This window comes from Legionella longbeachae, from assembly GCF_004283175.1.
Classification (GTDB): Bacteria; Pseudomonadota; Gammaproteobacteria; order Legionellales; family Legionellaceae; genus Legionella; species Legionella longbeachae.
Genome location: NZ_RXNW01000011.1, coordinates 1 through 16719, shown reverse-complemented (window position 1 = coordinate 16719; position 16719 = coordinate 1). Strand labels below are relative to the sequence as shown.

Sequence of the window (16719 nt, the reverse complement as noted above, 5' to 3'; positions counted from 1 at the left end):
TAATAATTTATTTTACTTAAATAAGATTAAATAATTTCGCACGACACCTGAATTAAAGATTTCCTTATTTGTAATTAATAGAATTGTTAGTATAAATTAAAATCAAAAATTTATCATAATTCGCTTTTGTCTCAGATCTGTAATTTAACCCAATTTGCGACAAAGCCTTTTAGATATCTAAACCCTAAATATGACTAATAAAAATTTTCAATTGGAAAATTATTGTTCAGTACTGATAAAATCAAATCAATAAAATATTTTATAGTGATTGTAGAAATGATACCTGATGTACCACCTACTGGTAAAAAAAATGATCCTCATCTACGGCAAACGCTCAAGGAAGGTGCGCGTGATGTTCTTCAAGCAGCTATTCAAACTAATAATAAATCCAACCCCACTCCCCCTGGTTCGTCTCTGGATATGAATCAAACCTTCAATAGCCACAGCATTGTCCATATTGTTCTTTCTTGCGCCACACTTCCATTAGCTGTATATAATTTATATGAACAAAATAAGCATATTCAAGCTTTAAAAGCAAAGAGACTACCAGAACAACCGCTAAAGAAAAAAACTCCCTCTACCCAATTGGGTGCGAGGGAACTTCCATACCCCTCTGCTAAGCTTGGTGTGAGTGAATTTTTTACAGAGACAGTAAGAACACCTACAGAGATAAATAATAATCTGATTTTTATAAAAAAAGCACAAATGGCTTCTACGGCCACCAACATTGTACTCTCTCTTATAGTTACAGGAGTTGTAATCAGTGCGATTTTTACTGGAGGGCTTTCTCTTGGCGCTATTGCTGTAACTACCATGGCTCTTACTTCTATTAAAATAGGAATAGATATATATCTGGCAAAAAAAGAGACAAATCTCAAAAACGAATTTTTTGAGTCCAAAGTTCTCAGTGCAATTCCCAATTTGGAACCCAAAGAGCGTAACCTATATGAGCGTTTGGTTACTATCGAAGATAGAACTGCTATTATGGCCTCAATAGCTCTAAATCAAAATAAAACAAACCCAACTCTTTATCCTGAGGCAGAGATAAAAGAATATGTTTTAACTAAAAGACAAGGTCTCTTAGAAAACGCAAAATTGCGTAATATCCAATTAGGCTTTGCAGCATTAGGTGCTGGCATATGGTCCGCCACTAATTATCTATCGCTTGGACTCCCTGGAATAATATTATCGGCAGGGGCTACCGGACTTTCCGTTGTACTATCAATTATAAAAACCCAATACGTACAAAATGCCCTAGGTTCCGAGACTACAGAATGGTTTAGAACCTTCTTCTCCAAAAAAAATGGAACCCTTGACCTATCAGACTATAAAAATAAAGAGATTAATTCATTCATTGAAGATATAAAAAATCGAGCATTATCAGAATCTTTGGATTCCTATATTAAAATACAGCAGGGTATTAGCTCTGCTCACAATCAGCAACAACAGCGTCCAAAAACTTTTGATCCAACTCAAACTAGAAATTCTAAACTCCCTATAGGAGCCACTGAATACCCTATAAGAGATCCTGAACTCCCTATAGGAGCCACTGAGCACCCTATAAGTGCTTCTGAATACTCAATAGGAGCCACTGAAGACTCTATAAGAACTCCAGAGCACTCTATAGGAGCTTCAGAGAGTTCTGTCTATGTATTTCGGCCCTAGCCGAACACCTATTAGACCTAGTGTAATGAAATGGACTCCTCTCCGGCTTTGTCGCAAAAAAGTAGTCCCCGGGATAGATTGTGTATTTTTGCAAGGGGACGAATAGAGATGCTGAGTTTTAAGTGGCGCCATTTTAAGCTGGATATTATTTTGATGTTGGTTAGATGGTATTTGGCCTACTCATTGAGTTACCGAGATGTTGCAGAGCTAGCCCTGGAACGTGGTCTAAAAGTAGATCACTCCACTATCAATCGCTGGGTGATTGATTATTCTCCTCAGTTGGAAGAAGTATTTCACAAGCGCCTCAAGCGACCTATTGGGATTTCATGGCGAATGAGTGTACTTATACAGGGCGGTAGACAAAGAAGGTAAAACGGTTGATTTTATGCTTTCAGAGAAAAGGGATGAGCCTGCTGCACGGGCATTTTCGAGAAAGGTATTGGCTCTAACAGCTTAACAGATAGAGTAACCATGGATAAAAGGGGTGCTAATAAAGTGGGAACTGACACGATTAATTTACACGTGACGCTGCTGTTTATGTTGGGTGGACTGTTCGTTCAGCTCACTGTGAGACAAATTAAATACCTCAATAATATTGTGGGACAAGACCATCGATTTATCAAAAAAATCACGAAACCAATGAAGGGCTTTAAAGCATTTCATTCCGCCGATGCTACATTAGCTGGCATTGAATTACATCATATGCTCAGTAAAGGGCAGCATAATCAATCGGCCAGTCAAACTATTTTTGAACAGTTCTATGGGCTCGCGGCATAAGCTCGCCCAGAATAACTCCGTTCTTAGTTTAAAAAAATTCTCACGACAAAACCCTTCAGATATTAGGGGATTGGCATTGAAAGACAGCAGATAATTTATAAGAGGGCTTTTGGCTTTAAAATTGCTTGCCAAATTTGGCTCCATAAACTATCTCATTCGGACTTCTTTGAACAATATTATACGTTATAGTAGGAGTAATCTCGATGGTTGGTTTTAATTTAAAAATATAATTAAAAGCAACTCTTCCTAGTAATTTATCAGATTCACCTTTTTCAAACTTCAAACCAGGACCAATACCAAAAGTTATGTGTTTCAAACAGCTAAAGCTCATTAAGCCAATAACTTCAATTTCATGGTGATGGACTTTATTATTCAGTGTGTCTTCCAGAGTAATAGAATAACCAAAAGGAAACGTAAGTGCTTTATGGTATTCAACGCCATAGGTAAAATAATTATTTGATTCAACTCCAGTACCACCTACAAAAAGAGCAAGTAAATGGTCCTTTTCAAACCGAGAATGAGTTGTTGCTATAGAGGCACAACCTGTATTATTAATAAATACTGTGATTAACAAAAAACTGATTTCAAAAAATTTAAACCTTTTTTTAAATTTGTCCATCTTTAATTAAGAAAAAACGATGTAAGATTAAACTATATCAAATATTAAATAATTTTAGAAAAAGCCCAAACTAATCACCATTTGGCTTTAAATAAATTAATTTAATTACGCAGTTAATTATAATAAATTAATAGCTGAGAGGGTTTATTACATTAAACCCCGATGAGTAGACAACAGGATAACCGGCCATGAAAAGGAATTTCACTATTTTTATCTCTTTATTGCTAACAGCATGCCATACGGTAAAACAAAATCCTGTCCCTGAGCATTTGGCAAGTGTTGCTGAAATTCCAGGATTTCAGGATATACGCAGTAATTTTAATGAAGGCACGAATCAAAAAATAAAAATGCAATCCATTGCACGGGTCAAACAATTAGCTAAATCTTACCCCGATACCATGTATCATCATAAAGGAGCATTTACATTATTGGTGATTTCAGGCGGAGCAGATTATGGCGCTTTTGGTGCAGGCCTCTTAAATGGCTGGACGAAGTCAGGCACTAGACCATCATTTACAACTGTAACAGGGATAAGCACGGGGGCTTTAATTGCACCATTAGCTTTTGCTGGGCCAAAATATGATGCTACGCTGAAGAAAGTATATACCACCATTTCAACCAAAGATGTTTTGAGTGATAAACCATTACTATGGACGTTAGCAACTGGAGGTTCTTCTCTTAAGGGAACCAAACCTTTGCAAAACCTAATTGCCCAACATGTTAATGAAGCTCTACTTCATGATATCGCAAAAGGCTATTATGAAGGCAGGCGTCTTTATATTGGTACTTCTAACCTTTATGCACGTGACTTGGTTGTATGGGATATGACTAAGATAGCAGCCAGCAAAAATCCTGAGAAGCTCAATCTATTTAGAAAAATTATGCTCGCTTCGGCAAGTATCCCTGTTGTGATGCCCCCTGTTTATTTCGATGTGGTTGCCAAGGGAAAATCTTATACTGAGATGCATGTGGATGGCGGAACCACCTTTGGTGTCTTCTTAAGTCGTCTTAACTCTGACATTCATGCGGCAAAAAAATATCTCAAACTAAAACAAAAGCCAAATATTAATATTTATGTAATACGTAATAACCAAAACCACTTCCATTATAAGATAGTCAAGCCTAAAGTACTGGATATTGGTAAGCGTGCTGTGGAAAGTGTTACAGCAGCACAAGGAGCTGCTGATGTGATTTTTATTTACCTTTGTGCGTTATTAAATGGCGCTGATTTTAATTTGGCAAATGTCCCAAATGAGTTTAATTCTAATTCAGAGGAGTTGTTCGATACGCAACGAATGAACCAATTATATCAGATAGGTTATTCTAAGGCTTTAAAAGGTTATCCATGGCAAAAAGTTCCTCCTGATGTTGCCAAACAACATCAAGGTAAATCAACTATGGGTTCTAATGCAGGCTTACGGAGCCGTGGTGGTATTTAGCTTCTGGCTCTCATCATAAGCGATATCGCCGTGGTATGAAAAAAACAGCGTATATGAGGGCAGTTGAATGTAGAAGCGTTACAGTAACATTCACGCCCCCCAGGTCTTTAGACTACTTCTGATAACAAGCTGAGTGATTACCGAACTCATCATCATTAGATATACTTGAGGGATATGTTTTCAATTCAATTTCATCGTTTCCATCGTTTGGGTTTTCTTTTTTAGCAGGCAAAGTGATTAATGAGCTAAAAAATTCTTATAAAAATGACACGACCCATTTTGTCTTTGAACCATGGAGCAAATGCAATTTTAGCTAAAATTTTGGAGGTGCATATTTGAAGGTAACTCTAAAAGATACGTTTTAATCTTCTTATACAGCCCATTAGCAACCCAGCCAATGCCGTAAAACCCATGGTACTATTACAGACTTTCCCTCTTTAACCGCACACATATTGGCACCATTTCCCAAAAGAGCAATGCTATAATCCGATCATATATGGAAAATTAATGCTTGAGGAACCGGAGTTAAGTACAAGCAGATGATCATTATCCATAGAAGGCGTTAAATAACATTATTCTGGACGAAGTACTACAATATTTTTAGGTATTCTTACCCAGTTAGTATGTTCTGTCCAACTTTGAGTCGAATAGTAGGAGAAATAAAATCCTCTCTAATCTGCAACTCAAAAAGAACGAAACATGCAAGGCAGAGCAAATAAGCCTTATTTTTTTGAGCTAAAATGCTGGAAGACACGCGCAGCAAACTTTACCAATTTAAACTCACGAACTTTAAATACACTATCAATAGGCGTTTTGAATAAGTGATTTGTATAATTCGATAACGTTTTGAGTGAGATAGCCAATACAAGATCTAATATTTGCTTTTCCATATAGCCTGCTGCAAGGAATTCATCAACTTTTTCCTCTGAAGGCCTGCCTCTTGTCCAAAGTAACTCACGTGTAAATTCAGCTAATACCTGATACTTTTTTTCAGGAATCCTTTTATCTTCCCTTATAGCATCGGTAATCGCTGGCTCAAGTTTGGCAGAAAAATCTGCTGCTATAGAGTGTGCTGCCAGGCAATAGTCACAACCATTTTCATAGCTAATGACTAAAAAAATAATTTGCTGTTCTTGAATTGAAAACCCTGAGAACTGCGAAAAAGCTTGGTATGCATCCATATAAACCTCTAGAACCTCAGGTGCATTTGCCATAGCTTTAAACAAATTTGGAACCATTTTGGCTTGCCGCAGCGAGCGATCGTATAAACGAGACACTCTTTGATCATTGGATTGATCAATCAAACCTGCTTTCATTGTATACCCACTGTCATTCATTTAATTCTCCCATAAACCTCCCCCTCATAAGTAATTATTAGATTAAACATAATACTCTTGCAATCGGTTTATAAACTAAAGAAAGAAGCAACAACATGCCGGTATAAAAAAATTGAAACAGACAGTGGTATATATAAAGAGTAACGACGATAAAGTTAGATGGATCCGATGATCTGGAACAAAAATCAGGAAAAATGAGAGCTATTCCCAAATTGTTAGTTTAACCACATTACTCTTAGAATGGCTTAACCACAAGTCCATAGGCCAGTAGAACTTTCAATATCTCGGATAGGCCTGAGGACTCTGTGGGTAAGCCATGACCTCCATAAGTCTCTTGATACAGTGTTTACCAACGGAATAACCAACCTCCAGAGACAACCACTGGGCACGCTTAGTTTTACCCTCAAACGAGCATTGGAAAAACATCTGAAATAGCCTGTAAAGCCGTTTGCTTCCAAGCCTTAATTTGAGCAGGATGAACGCCGTACTCGCTGGTCAGCTGAGTTTGTGTCACTTTTCCTTCACTTGCTGCAAGTGCAATTTTTGATTTTTTTGATGCAGTGTAATAATTGCGCTTTTTAAACATTCTATTCCTCGCTTATCAATTAGAAGAATAGTTCTTATAAATTACCTTTTTGCGTCCAAAAAACCGCGCCTATATCACAGTATACGTTTATCGACATCATCACAACTTTTGATTTCGGTCAAAGGCATACATAAGCTATGATGACTGAGAGTACAAAGAAAATTTTATAACAATATAGGAATTATGCTGTTAAATTAATTCATTCAAAACAGCCAATCAAAAATTTACTTTGGATGAAGGAATTAACAAAACTCAGGAGAACCCTTTCTATGGTGGATAAAGTTGTTGTAGCTGGGCTAATTGGATTAGGCGCCGCAATTTTGGTAGGTACAGGTGAATTTCTACTGCATTTTAATATGACAGGCTATAGTTCTAAGATTCCTTACCATTTTTTTCTCGATATCTCCCGTAAGAGGTTAATTTGGGGGCACTTTATTGCTGTCCTGGCGGCGCCATTTTACTTGGTTGGTTTTTGGCATTTATATCAAATGTTATTGCCGTCAGGTGGTAAGCTACCTGCAGCAGTTGCCCTGTTGGCAGGATATGGCTTTATTATGGGGACAGTGTGGATTGGCTCACGTGCTTTAATCGCTACAATAGTTCAAGCCAATACCCCTGAAAACCATGAACTTATTGCGTCTTATCAGCTTTATAATGAGTCACTTCTCCAAGTAATTCGTGTTACTACTTTATTAATGTCCGCAGGTTTTGTTTACTTGGTACTGCGTGGAGCAACTTTTTATCCTACATGGATGTGGATATGCAATCCATTTTTCATTCTACTCGCAGTTTTTCTTATTTATTTTTTTTGGCCTGGGATCGGAAAGTTCATAATGCCTATTGCGATGAATGTTACCTATACCCTATTTTTTGCACTCTCAACTTATTATGCATTTCACCGACAGGCAGAGCTATGAAAAACTCATAGCCCATCTAAAGGACTAGTCTACGTGCAGCGTTGTATTTATTGAAGGATGCATGAACACTTTGTTTGTTCCATTCATATAAGCAATTTTGACACTTTCAACTTCTGTATCGTTTCCAAGGCCTAGAGTGATTTGATTACCTTGATAGGAACACAATCCCTGAGTGGGAACAAAAAAGCGTGTTAAAGTCTTACCATTTTTGAGTTGTAATTTTATTACAGCTCCGATGGCTTCAGGGGCATAAGACATCTGAATTTTTATATAATTATTAGTCCCACCCTGACGATTAAGAAAAACTTTCAATGGTCCATTGAGGTTCGTATAAATGAGATCGGGGTAACCATTGCCTGTAAGATCTGTACTTAGCGGAGAAATAGCAAAGTAAGGATCTTCGGCATTTGCTTGTTGTTCAATACTAGCATAAGTATTGTTTGGCAACTCTTTTAATAGTCGGCCAAGGAGACGGAATAGCTTATGTAAGGGAAAACCTACATAGTTTTGAGCGATAACTAGATCTTGCCTTCCATCGTTAGTGAAATCCTGAAAGATGACTCCCCATCCAAACTCATAATCTGCAGTCTTGGTTTTCTTAGCGACATCTTCAAATTGAAAATTACCTCGGTTAGCCAGGAATATATTATCACGCAATAAAGTTTGATCTTTGCGCAGATCACCTCTGACAATAAGATTAGGAGGGGTTGAGCCAAAATTCCACCAGTAAAATGGCCCGATATTGCTAAAAAACAAATCCGGTAAGCCATTATTGTCATAATCCCCAACTGCGATACCCATAGGATAAGAATATAGGTCGGATGTTGGATTAGGCATATACTTGAATGTCATATTACCAAGGTTTTTGTAGATTCTGACCTGACCTGTATCATGAGCGACAACCAAGTCCAATTCATTGTCACCGTCCAAATCAACAAATACCCCCTGGAAAGTATTATGAATATAATTCAACCCGGCACGATCAGTAATATCGGTAAAGGTATTATCACCGTTATTTTGCAGCAATAAGCTTTTGGCCCCATAATCTTTTTTATTGAAAATTGATTGTCCTTCAACATAGTCAGGTTTGATGTAAGTTGCGACATAGAGATCAACCGTACCTTTTTTTTGCAAATCGGCTGTTGCTATTGAAATAGGCGAATAGCGTGGATCCATCTTGATATCGAGCTTTTTAATGCTGAACTTTCCATTTTGGTTTTCATAAAAATAAACACCACTATCTCTCGCTACAAACAAATCAGGCAAACCATCACGATTAGCATCAACAGCAACAACACCATAAGTAGTATCATTCTCAGGCTTTTGTAATCCCGCTTCTTTTGATACATCAATAAATCGATGATCAGAATATTTGAATAACTTATCCTCTTGGTTAAAACCACCGCCAACGAACAAGTACTGTTCATCATTTCCAGTGAGATTAAAAATTGCAGCCCCCATGAAAGGAAGTGATTTTTTAGCATCGTATTTGTGAACAAAATCAACTTCCAATGGTGAAAACTTTGGAATACTATCCAGATTTGCTTGCTGTTCAGGATATGGGTTTATAGGCCAAGTAACTTCTCTCAAAATATACAGGCCCACCAAAAAAACAATAATAATCAACAAGGTCCATTTTAGCATTAGAATATCCAAAATATTAAATTACAGTTATTATACATCCACGAAAACCGGATGCTGGCATGACACAACAGACTAAAACCATTGGGTGTTTAAAACCCCAACACTGAATGGATACACTCCTTATTGTAAATCACTCGAATAAAATCGAAAAGAGCCCTTCTCCCAAATCAGGGCAACCGCATCTTAATATAGACCTTTTATGAGTTTTGTAAACACATCATCATTGAACGCAGCCATATGTCTCTTGCGTTTGACGCTGGCATCAATCGAAGAATCACGACGATTTATATTGAGCGCAATATAACTGAAAATAGCATAATTTCCTTGAACAGCTTCCTTTCTATGACACTGATAACAAAAAGCAGATTTCGGAATAAATTAAATGGATATAAGGCATTACCCTATCAAAGAAGAAGATTTTATAACTCATATTGCTCCCTATATTGCTAGCCACTACAAACGTCCTGGAAGGCCTGCAGGGATGAGCCATTATCAATTTTTCTGTGCAGTACTGTATCAAGCGTGAGCTGGCGAGATGTTCCTGCTTGTTATGGAAAATGGCATACGATCTATACTCGTTTTAAGCGTTGGAGTGAGAATGGGCTGTTTTGGTTTTTAGTGTATCAACTTCAGAAAAAGAAAAAAGTAACGGTAGCTATTAGTTGGGTAGATAGTACTACCATTGGTATTCACCGCCATAGCTCTGCTGCCATAGTAAAAGGAGGCTCAAGCCCTGGGACAAGGTCATAAAGGCGTTGACACCAAGATTCACGTGGCTCTTTCGCCAGAAAAAATTCAAGGTGTTTGTCTGTCAGCAAGTAATGAAGTAGATAAGAATGAGTATTCATCACTTTGGCATCAAAGACACCTAAGTAGAATAAACCAGATCCTTTAATACAGATCAAGTTAGGACTCTAAACCTATCGTTTTGAGGAAAACGGAGTCATGCTATTTAAAACTCCTTATTGGGCACAATTTGGGTATATTTTTTTACGAAAATTCCTTGATATTAGTAATGCCTAAGCCTCATTACCAATAATAGTAATGAGGCTTAGGCATTACCCAGAGGAAAAGTGAGCTCATTAGAGTCACTTCCTTTTAAAATTTGATGACATAATTGTTTGTTCCTTATTCGTTTGGGTCTGGTCATAATCATATTTCTCCAACTTTTAGGGCATCCTTTGGGAAAGGCTACCTTCCAATTGAGAGAAGGGCCAGTATATTTTCGGCATATACGACCATTTATATCACGATCCTTTGTTTTATTTTTTACATGATGGATGGCCCGTTTCTTAAGATTGGCGTGAGGCAAATCAAATACCTCAATAACATCTTCGAACAGGACCATCGATTCATCAAGAAACTCACAAAACCCGTGAAGGGATTTAAAGAATTTCACTCAGCCAAAGCGACACTTTCTGGCATTGAACTCCACCACATGCTTCGAAAAAAACAGCATCTACAGGCACCATCTTCGAACAATCTTATGGCCTTGCAGCATAGTTTCATCCAGCATTTCTCTAGCCTCAGTCTAAACAATTTTTCGCGACAGAACTTAAAACCATAAGTTACCTTAAAACGAAACGGCATAACTTATTATATGGGAGCACCCGCTAAAGTTAACCACTGATCGATCGTAAGGTTTGCTGTAGTGCCATGACCAGGAAGGCTAAGCGCACCATGAGCTTCCATTAAATTCACCATATTGTTAAGACGTGTGACCGGATCTTCTATGGCAAGAACGGTCATTAACTCGTTCATGAGAGCTGCTTTATCAATTGGCTTTACGGTTCCTCCCAAGAACTTTCTGTAAGCAACTAATTGATCAAAAATAGCTTCTAATGCAGGCCGCATGGTTTGGTATTGCGCCGCAAGATTAGAAGTACTTTGGTTGGTTCCCTGCTCCCATGCATGCCACAAAAAGTGACTACCCTGAGCACATAATACTTTTGAGTAGACAGATGTATAGTTTCCATTACTATCTTGATAAAAATAAGAATTATCTGTGCACATATGATGTGAATAACGATCAGCTAAAGCATGAAAAAAAATGCCCGGTTTGGCGTAGGTTACATCATGTGGTTTGATATAAGCATTGAAGCTGGCATCAGTGGCAATAGTATTTGGTGTACTTTCGTTAATGATGAGTGGGCCCAGTGTAGTTACAAAAGGGATAGGCTTTGGTGAGATCCCTGGAGCGAAGAAATACATCGGGCTATATAAAGTGCGGGATGAATCCTCGCAAGCGGATTTAGACGCATAAGGTGGAGTATCTGCGTGCAAAATTCCTGAAGAACAAGCGTTAATTCGCTCATCAAAAACCCATGCATGAAAATTGTTTAGAACTACTTCATAAGGTTTATTTGCTTCAGAAAGATAATCTGTAGGGTATGGAAGCGCTGGCGGAGGGGTTCCATCTGGAGAAAATCGAGCATGTAAATGCAACAACATCCCACCGGTAGTGTAATTGAATTTATAAATGCCACTCATAACACGTGTAATGATTAAGCATTGATTAGGCATCGAGGGACCCCAGTGATCTCTGCAATTTGCAATTTCATCATCTGTAAGCATTTGCGCACCATTTTGATTATAAGGGACATAATCTGATTGATCGGTAGCTTCGTCATAAATCATAATTTGATACGCTTGCCAAGGTGTAAAGCCTATAAGTTGTGCCATGAGATAAGTTGAATCAGAGTGGACTAAGCTACGGCCACCAATAATATTATTACTGCCTGATAACCCACTCAATCCATCCGCAAGCGCGGCTATACGACATGTGACTTCTTGTGCCTTAGTCAAATTAGAGGTTCTGCATGATGAGTCCAGATTTATGCAGTTTTGAATAACTGGAGTCGTCGTTGGAGAGTTAAAACAGACATCAACGCCAAAACTAAAACAATTGACTGCCCAAAAGCCCAAAAAGGTTACAACTAACTTCTTTTTTATCATGCATTTATCCTTGTGTAAGTGTTCTAAATTAATGGAATAATGGGTCGTGTTGCCCGTCAATGTAGAAAGGCGGCATTTTACGGTTCGTGCCACAAGCCCACACGTTCTAAAAAGTGTCACATTTGAGTTTGCCACTTTTTCTTTAAGCCAGCTAGGTTCTGTCGCGAAAAATTGTTTAGACTGAGGCTAAAGAAATGCTGGATGAGGCTATGCTGCAAAGCCATAAACAGATAAACCCATTGACCCAGTACCTTTATATACGTCTCATCAACCCTCCATAAGCCACCGACCGGATGCTTGTGTCGCTTGCGAAAGGCTTCTTCCAGAAGGGGGGCATATTCTATTACCCAGCGGTAAATGGTGGAATGATCCACCTTTAATCCACGCTCCATAGCCAGCTCTTCAACATCACGATAGCTCGGGGAATAAGCGAGGCACCATCTGACAAGCATCAGGATGATATCGTGTTTAAAATGCTTCCACTTGAAGCTGAGCATTATCTGAAATACCTAAAAAATCAGCGATTCTAGCAAAAATCAAAATTTTTGGCGACAGAACCTCTCGTAAATCAGGACGAAACAAACGCTCACAACTGGCGTAAAAATTATTGTAATCAATCAAGGCAAACTTGTTAGGCCGGTTCATGAAGCACTAAAGTAACGCCCCCAAATCACCATTTCACATCTTGCGTAATATCAATGGGTTTGAATTTGGAATTGGCTGGAAGTAGCTGTCCAGGAAGGAATTAATCCCCAGCGCAATACAATACTTTGCAATTCATCGGTATTGGTTTTGACAAGGCAAACTACATCAGCACATGGGCAATATTAAATCGTGGAATAATTTCAACAGAATTAGATAAATGAAATTCATACTTTAACTTCTCATAAGAAGCCACCTAAGCAAGTCGGCCACCCAGGCCTTTACCCACTTAAGAAGCATAGAATGAGTATAGCCGAAATAATCACGCCGTTAGACGTCCAGTATTAAGCTAAGGAGATGAATTTGCAACACTAAATTTTGGGTGCTTTTAACAGGTACTATCAAGAGAGAATAATTGATTACAATATTAAATCTAAAAAATATTATTAATATAAACAGATGGTTATGTTTAAGTATTTATTTAAATAAAACAAAAATCAGCGGTAATACACATATAAAAATCGTTATAAATCAAAAAGTTGGTGGAGGCGGCGGGAATCGAACCCGCGACAATTTAATATAACTCATTGATACTATTTCGTTTAATTTTATCGCCTAATTATTTGGGCAGCTATTGGGTAGTTTTATCAGAATCAAGCACTCTTTCGATCTTCAAAATCATTAGGCATAACAGACAAGTGAAATCCCAATGCATTTAAAATTTCATTTGTATTTCTTAAATAAGGATTTCCGTTACCTGAAATTGTTTTATATAAACTGTTTCTTCCCTTAGAAGCCTTCTCTGATAACTTGGTCATACCCCCATGAGCCTCTACAACATTACGTAATGCTTCTAAAAAACCATCAATATCACCATCATCGAGTGCTGCATTTAAATACCCAGCAGCCTCAGAAGGCTCTTTCAAGGATTCAATTAAATAATCATGATAATCAATACTCTTAGCCATGATTCTCTCCTTCTAAATAATTGTTCAAATATTCTTTTGCTAGTTTAATATCTCTGCTTTGTGTTTTTTTATCTCCAGCAGAGAGCAAAAGTATAATTACATCATCTAATTCACTATAATAAATACGGTAACCTGATCCGAATTTAAATTTTAATTCACTTATCCCATCACCTAGTAGTTTATACTCGCCTAAATTTCCAATGGCGACTCTAGCTAAGCGAGATTTAATTCGATGACGCATCGCAGTGTCCAATGATTCAAGCCATGAGATAAATGGACTATCTCCATTATCTTTTTGGTAAATCTTTATTGTTTTTCTTTTTATTTCTTTCATAAGCAAATTGTATCCCAAAGGATACGAAAATGCAATTTTATATAAAATCCTTGTAATCGACAGAAAAAAGTCTTTATTAAATAAATTTTTAGGTCTTACTATTATAAAAATTGATTATTGGAAATAAACTCTAATAAGTGAGTAGTTAATTTTGCTACATTTGGAAACATCAGCAGTGAAGCATGAACATCTTCAAATTTAAACGATGATATATTTTCTGGATGTCCCGCTTCATTTCGAGTGCGTCTTATTTGTTCATTGAAAGCAGGCCAATATGCATTATACTCATCTCGTAAATCACTAGGCATGCTTTTTATGTATTTGTCCAAAATGTTTTTAAGTGTATTAAAAATTGTTTTAGGTTTCCAATCAGATAGTCCTTTGGGCGGTTTTGGATGTTTATCTTTCATTGCGTTACGTAATTTTAAAACCAAACACTCTGCTGTTGCACCTATCATTACAGCCGCAGATTTATGATGCCCTGCATTAAATGTACTTATAGCTTCATTTAAATATGATCGCTCTATATCATCAAGCTGACAAATGCTGTGTATATAACGTAAATATTCACTTGGATTACAGGGATCTCTGCTTAAATTTTTTAAGGAATTAATTCCCTGATCAGTTACATGAAAAAATGGAGGATTGGGGTTTGATAAATTGTATCCCCATGCAAAATAACCTGTATTCATCAAGCATTGGAATACAGATAATATCATTTGTTCATAAGTCGTGTTATGAGCAATACCTAATTGCTCAGCAACTTGCCTGAATATCTCATTTGATTGTAAGTTGCTTTGAATAGGATGAGACCTGTTGCGTTCTATTTGAGCTTTAACTATTTCTAGTAATTTTTGTCTAATCTTATCCTTAGTTACCATTCAATATATCCCGCATTGATGTTTTTTAATTAAGAAGTTAATTTAACAGAAAACTACTATTTGTATTAATAACTATTTTTTACTTCTAATGAAAATAACCAATTATTTACGGGCTGATAGCCTGCCACAGTCGATTTATCAGGAATCCATCGTCCATAATGTTTGATAATCATCTCAGTATCTTTATGCCCCATTTGGGTAGCCACCCATAAGGGGTTCTCACCAGCGGATAACATCATTGATGCATAAGTATGACGAGTTTGATATGGATTACGATAACGAACGCCTGCTTTTCTTAAAATATGCGTCCAACAAGTTTTACGAATTTGACCATCCGTTTCCCAGGGAGTATTGGTGCGTGGATTATAAAAAACTCGTTTACCTTCAAGAAAAGTGAATGATTTTTGATTTTTTAAAGCTTCCAAGGCTGGTGGAAGTAACAAAACATCACGAGCACCTGATTTAGTTTTTGTTCCTTTCTCTTGTTTTAAAACCACTGCACGAGAAACACGTATCAAACCTTTGAACCAATCTATATCATCCCACTCCAAAGCAATTAGCTCCGAGGTACGAAGACCTGCAAAAAATGCAAATTGAAATAAATTTCTTGCCTGTCCTGTGGCTTCATTAAGTATCGCTTTTATCTCATCTTGATCAAAAGGATCTACCTCCCAGTTACTTTGGCTAGTTTTTTTATTAATCAATTTAGACAAAACCAATTTATCAAGGGGATTACGTTCAATCACCCCATCATTCAAGGCTTGATCTAGCATATTTCGTAAAGGAGTTAAGATATTCCGTACAGTTTTAACAGTAACACTTAATCCTGTAATCCAATTACGAATAATCAATGGAGATAATTCTCGAATTGGTATATGACCAAAGATTGGGTATATATGTGCTTCGCAAACTTTTCGGTAACCATTGTAAGTACTGGCCTCCAGTGTTTTCTCCGCAATCATCATATAGTCTTTAAGCATTTCACCAGTAGTAGCCTTGATAATTGCATGACCAAATAATCTCGCACGTGTTGAATTTGGAAAATAATCTGCATAATTAAAAGTGCCCAGAGAAATTGCATTAATAATTTCCCCCCTAAGACGCTCAGCATACTTTAAGTTTGCTTTCGTTGGTTCGAGTTTCAATGTTTCTCTACATTGCACACCTCGATAACTAAAGATTATTCGAATAGCTTGCCCAGTTCCCCATTCACGTATGCTTACACCGCGCGCAGGCTGCAATTCGTTGCCTTGTTTCCGTTTTCTACCCATCGCTCAACCTCGATTGTATTAATCCATATATTACCATCTGGTCCTACTTTACATTGTACACCATCAACCCATATTCCACGTTTGCGCTTCGCGTGCACAGCATTAGAGGTATCTCCTGATTCCTGACAATATTTTTTTAGTTTTACCCATTTCATAATTCAACCTTCCTTTTTTATGAACCCTATCCAGCAAAAGTTTGATTTTTAGGATGAGAATTTATCTCAAGAACAATTTGATAAAGTTTAAGTATTTGCATTTCTGATTTGAAACTATGTGGAATTGCATTGTGACAATAAATAGCGCGTATAATATCGAGGGATGATCCAGAAAGATCTGCGATATTTTTAAGGGTATAATGGGTTGAGTCTAAAATATACTGAATCATGCCTTTATAGATGTTCAGTTTTAATTGATGATCCATCAGAAAAAACACTCCTTTTGATCAAGATAAATGGAACGTATACTGCTTATAGGTGACCACGTATGATTAGCAATATCTTTTAAGGTAAAGTGCGTTGATGATAATAAATGATCAATCATCCTTTTATAAATAATCACTTTGAATTTGCATTTCATAAGATGACACTCCATTGAAAGGTACACTTATTGTTGTATTTTTAGTTGTTAAATTTCCACGCGATAAGTTCTATTTTCTCTGCACTATATATCTCCTTTATTATTAAA

Annotated in this window: 19 protein-coding genes, 1 tRNA gene and 2 pseudogenes; 7 read left to right on the top strand and 15 right to left on the bottom strand. The window is 37.1% G+C overall.

The features are described from left to right. The first annotated feature begins 222 nt into the window (after positions 1-222). Positions 223-1665, top strand: coding sequence for a Hid1 family protein (locus EKG34_RS11895; RefSeq protein ID WP_003634277.1), 1443 nt, complete (start codon positions 223-225; stop codon positions 1663-1665). A gap of 108 nt (positions 1666-1773) precedes the next feature. Further along, positions 1774-2442: pseudogene (locus EKG34_RS18850) on the top strand (IS6 family transposase). A 115-nt stretch (positions 2443-2557) separates the two neighbouring features. On the opposite strand, the gene EKG34_RS11885 reads toward EKG34_RS18850, so the two are convergent. Then, positions 2558-3061, bottom strand: coding sequence for a hypothetical protein (locus tag EKG34_RS11885; RefSeq protein WP_003634275.1), 504 nt, complete (start codon positions 3059-3061; stop codon positions 2558-2560). Positions 3062-3249: 188 nt separating this feature from the next. On the opposite strand from EKG34_RS11885, the gene EKG34_RS11880 reads away from it, so the two are divergent. Then, positions 3250-4500, top strand: coding sequence for a patatin-like phospholipase family protein (locus tag EKG34_RS11880; RefSeq protein ID WP_003634272.1), 1251 nt, complete (start codon positions 3250-3252; stop codon positions 4498-4500). Positions 4501-5222: 722 nt separating this feature from the next. On the opposite strand, the gene EKG34_RS11875 is transcribed toward EKG34_RS11880, so the two are convergent. Then, positions 5223-5837: a carboxymuconolactone decarboxylase family protein gene (locus EKG34_RS11875; protein ID WP_003634270.1), complete on the bottom strand. Its 615-nt coding sequence runs from the start codon at positions 5835-5837 to the stop codon at positions 5223-5225. Between the two features lie 403 nt (positions 5838-6240). Next, entirely contained in the window at positions 6241-6423 is a 183-nt protein-coding gene (locus EKG34_RS11870) for a transposase (RefSeq protein WP_003634269.1), read from the bottom strand. Positions 6424-6692: 269 nt separating this feature from the next. On the opposite strand from EKG34_RS11870, the gene EKG34_RS11865 reads away from it, so the two are divergent. Further along, positions 6693-7340 carry a DUF6796 family protein gene (locus EKG34_RS11865; RefSeq protein ID WP_003634266.1) on the top strand — a complete coding sequence of 216 codons (648 nt, stop codon included), beginning with the start codon at positions 6693-6695 and terminating at the stop codon, positions 7338-7340. A gap of 24 nt (positions 7341-7364) precedes the next feature. Here EKG34_RS11865 and EKG34_RS11860 read toward each other — a convergent pair whose 3' ends face one another. Beyond that, complete coding sequence (locus tag EKG34_RS11860; RefSeq protein WP_003634264.1) at positions 7365-8984, bottom strand: FG-GAP repeat domain-containing protein; 1620 nt, start codon at positions 8982-8984, stop codon at positions 7365-7367. Positions 8985-9366: 382 nt separating this feature from the next. Here EKG34_RS11860 and EKG34_RS18245 point away from each other — a divergent pair, with 382 nt between their 5' ends. Together EKG34_RS18245 and EKG34_RS11855 are read left to right on the top strand one after the other, a co-directional pair. After that, a complete protein-coding gene (locus EKG34_RS18245; RefSeq protein ID WP_003634262.1) occupies positions 9367-9510 on the top strand; it encodes a hypothetical protein in 144 nt (47 codons plus the stop codon). Continuing rightward, a complete protein-coding gene (locus tag EKG34_RS11855) occupies positions 9507-9734 on the top strand; it encodes a transposase (protein WP_003634260.1) in 228 nt (75 codons plus the stop codon). Before EKG34_RS18245 ends, EKG34_RS11855 begins: the two co-directional genes overlap by 4 nt. Positions 9735-10035: 301 nt before the next feature. Here EKG34_RS11855 and EKG34_RS11850 read toward each other — a convergent pair whose 3' ends face one another. Then, positions 10036-10332, bottom strand: a complete 297-nt coding sequence (locus tag EKG34_RS11850; protein WP_003634259.1) for a hypothetical protein — start codon at positions 10330-10332, stop codon at positions 10036-10038. Between EKG34_RS11850 and EKG34_RS18620 the strand changes: the two are divergent. Then, positions 10282-10440, top strand: a pseudogene (locus EKG34_RS18620) (DDE-type integrase/transposase/recombinase); the annotation flags it as partial. The gene EKG34_RS11850 and the pseudogene EKG34_RS18620 sit on opposite strands and share 51 nt — an antisense overlap. Before the next feature lie 140 nt (positions 10441-10580). Here the strand turns inward: EKG34_RS18620 and EKG34_RS11840 are convergent. From EKG34_RS11840 to EKG34_RS11800, 10 genes are all read right to left on the bottom strand, one after another. Next, positions 10581-11939, bottom strand: a complete 1359-nt coding sequence (locus EKG34_RS11840; RefSeq protein ID WP_003634254.1) for a hypothetical protein — start codon at positions 11937-11939, stop codon at positions 10581-10583. A gap of 116 nt (positions 11940-12055) precedes the next feature. After that, positions 12056-12436 carry a DDE-type integrase/transposase/recombinase gene (locus EKG34_RS11835; RefSeq protein ID WP_003634252.1) on the bottom strand — a complete coding sequence of 127 codons (381 nt, stop codon included), beginning with the start codon at positions 12434-12436 and terminating at the stop codon, positions 12056-12058. Next, positions 12408-12584, bottom strand: coding sequence for a hypothetical protein (locus tag EKG34_RS18240; RefSeq protein ID WP_155808102.1), 177 nt, complete (start codon positions 12582-12584; stop codon positions 12408-12410). Before EKG34_RS18240 ends, EKG34_RS11835 begins: the two co-directional genes overlap by 29 nt. A gap of 540 nt (positions 12585-13124) precedes the next feature. Further along, a tRNA-OTHER gene (locus EKG34_RS18235) sits at positions 13125-13197 on the bottom strand. 37 nt (positions 13198-13234) lie between these two features. Next, complete coding sequence (locus EKG34_RS11825) at positions 13235-13549, bottom strand: addiction module antidote protein (protein WP_080619931.1); 315 nt, start codon at positions 13547-13549, stop codon at positions 13235-13237. Beyond that, the gene (locus tag EKG34_RS11820) at positions 13542-13883 is read right to left on the bottom strand and encodes a type II toxin-antitoxin system RelE/ParE family toxin (protein WP_080619930.1); all 342 of its coding nucleotides are present in this window, start codon (positions 13881-13883) and stop codon (positions 13542-13544) included. The genes EKG34_RS11825 and EKG34_RS11820 overlap by 8 nt, the downstream gene beginning before the upstream one ends. Before the next feature lie 101 nt (positions 13884-13984). Further along, a complete protein-coding gene (locus EKG34_RS11815; RefSeq protein WP_080619929.1) occupies positions 13985-14764 on the bottom strand; it encodes a hypothetical protein in 780 nt (259 codons plus the stop codon). A 65-nt stretch (positions 14765-14829) separates the two neighbouring features. Beyond that, complete coding sequence (locus EKG34_RS11810) at positions 14830-16035, bottom strand: Arm DNA-binding domain-containing protein (RefSeq protein ID WP_080619928.1); 1206 nt, start codon at positions 16033-16035, stop codon at positions 14830-14832. Then, a complete protein-coding gene (locus tag EKG34_RS11805) occupies positions 15984-16190 on the bottom strand; it encodes an excisionase (protein ID WP_080619927.1) in 207 nt (68 codons plus the stop codon). Before EKG34_RS11805 ends, EKG34_RS11810 begins: the two co-directional genes overlap by 52 nt. A 26-nt stretch (positions 16191-16216) precedes the next feature. Next, entirely contained in the window at positions 16217-16456 is a 240-nt protein-coding gene (locus EKG34_RS11800; RefSeq protein ID WP_080619926.1) for a hypothetical protein, read from the bottom strand. Positions 16457-16719: the final 263 nt, after the last annotated feature.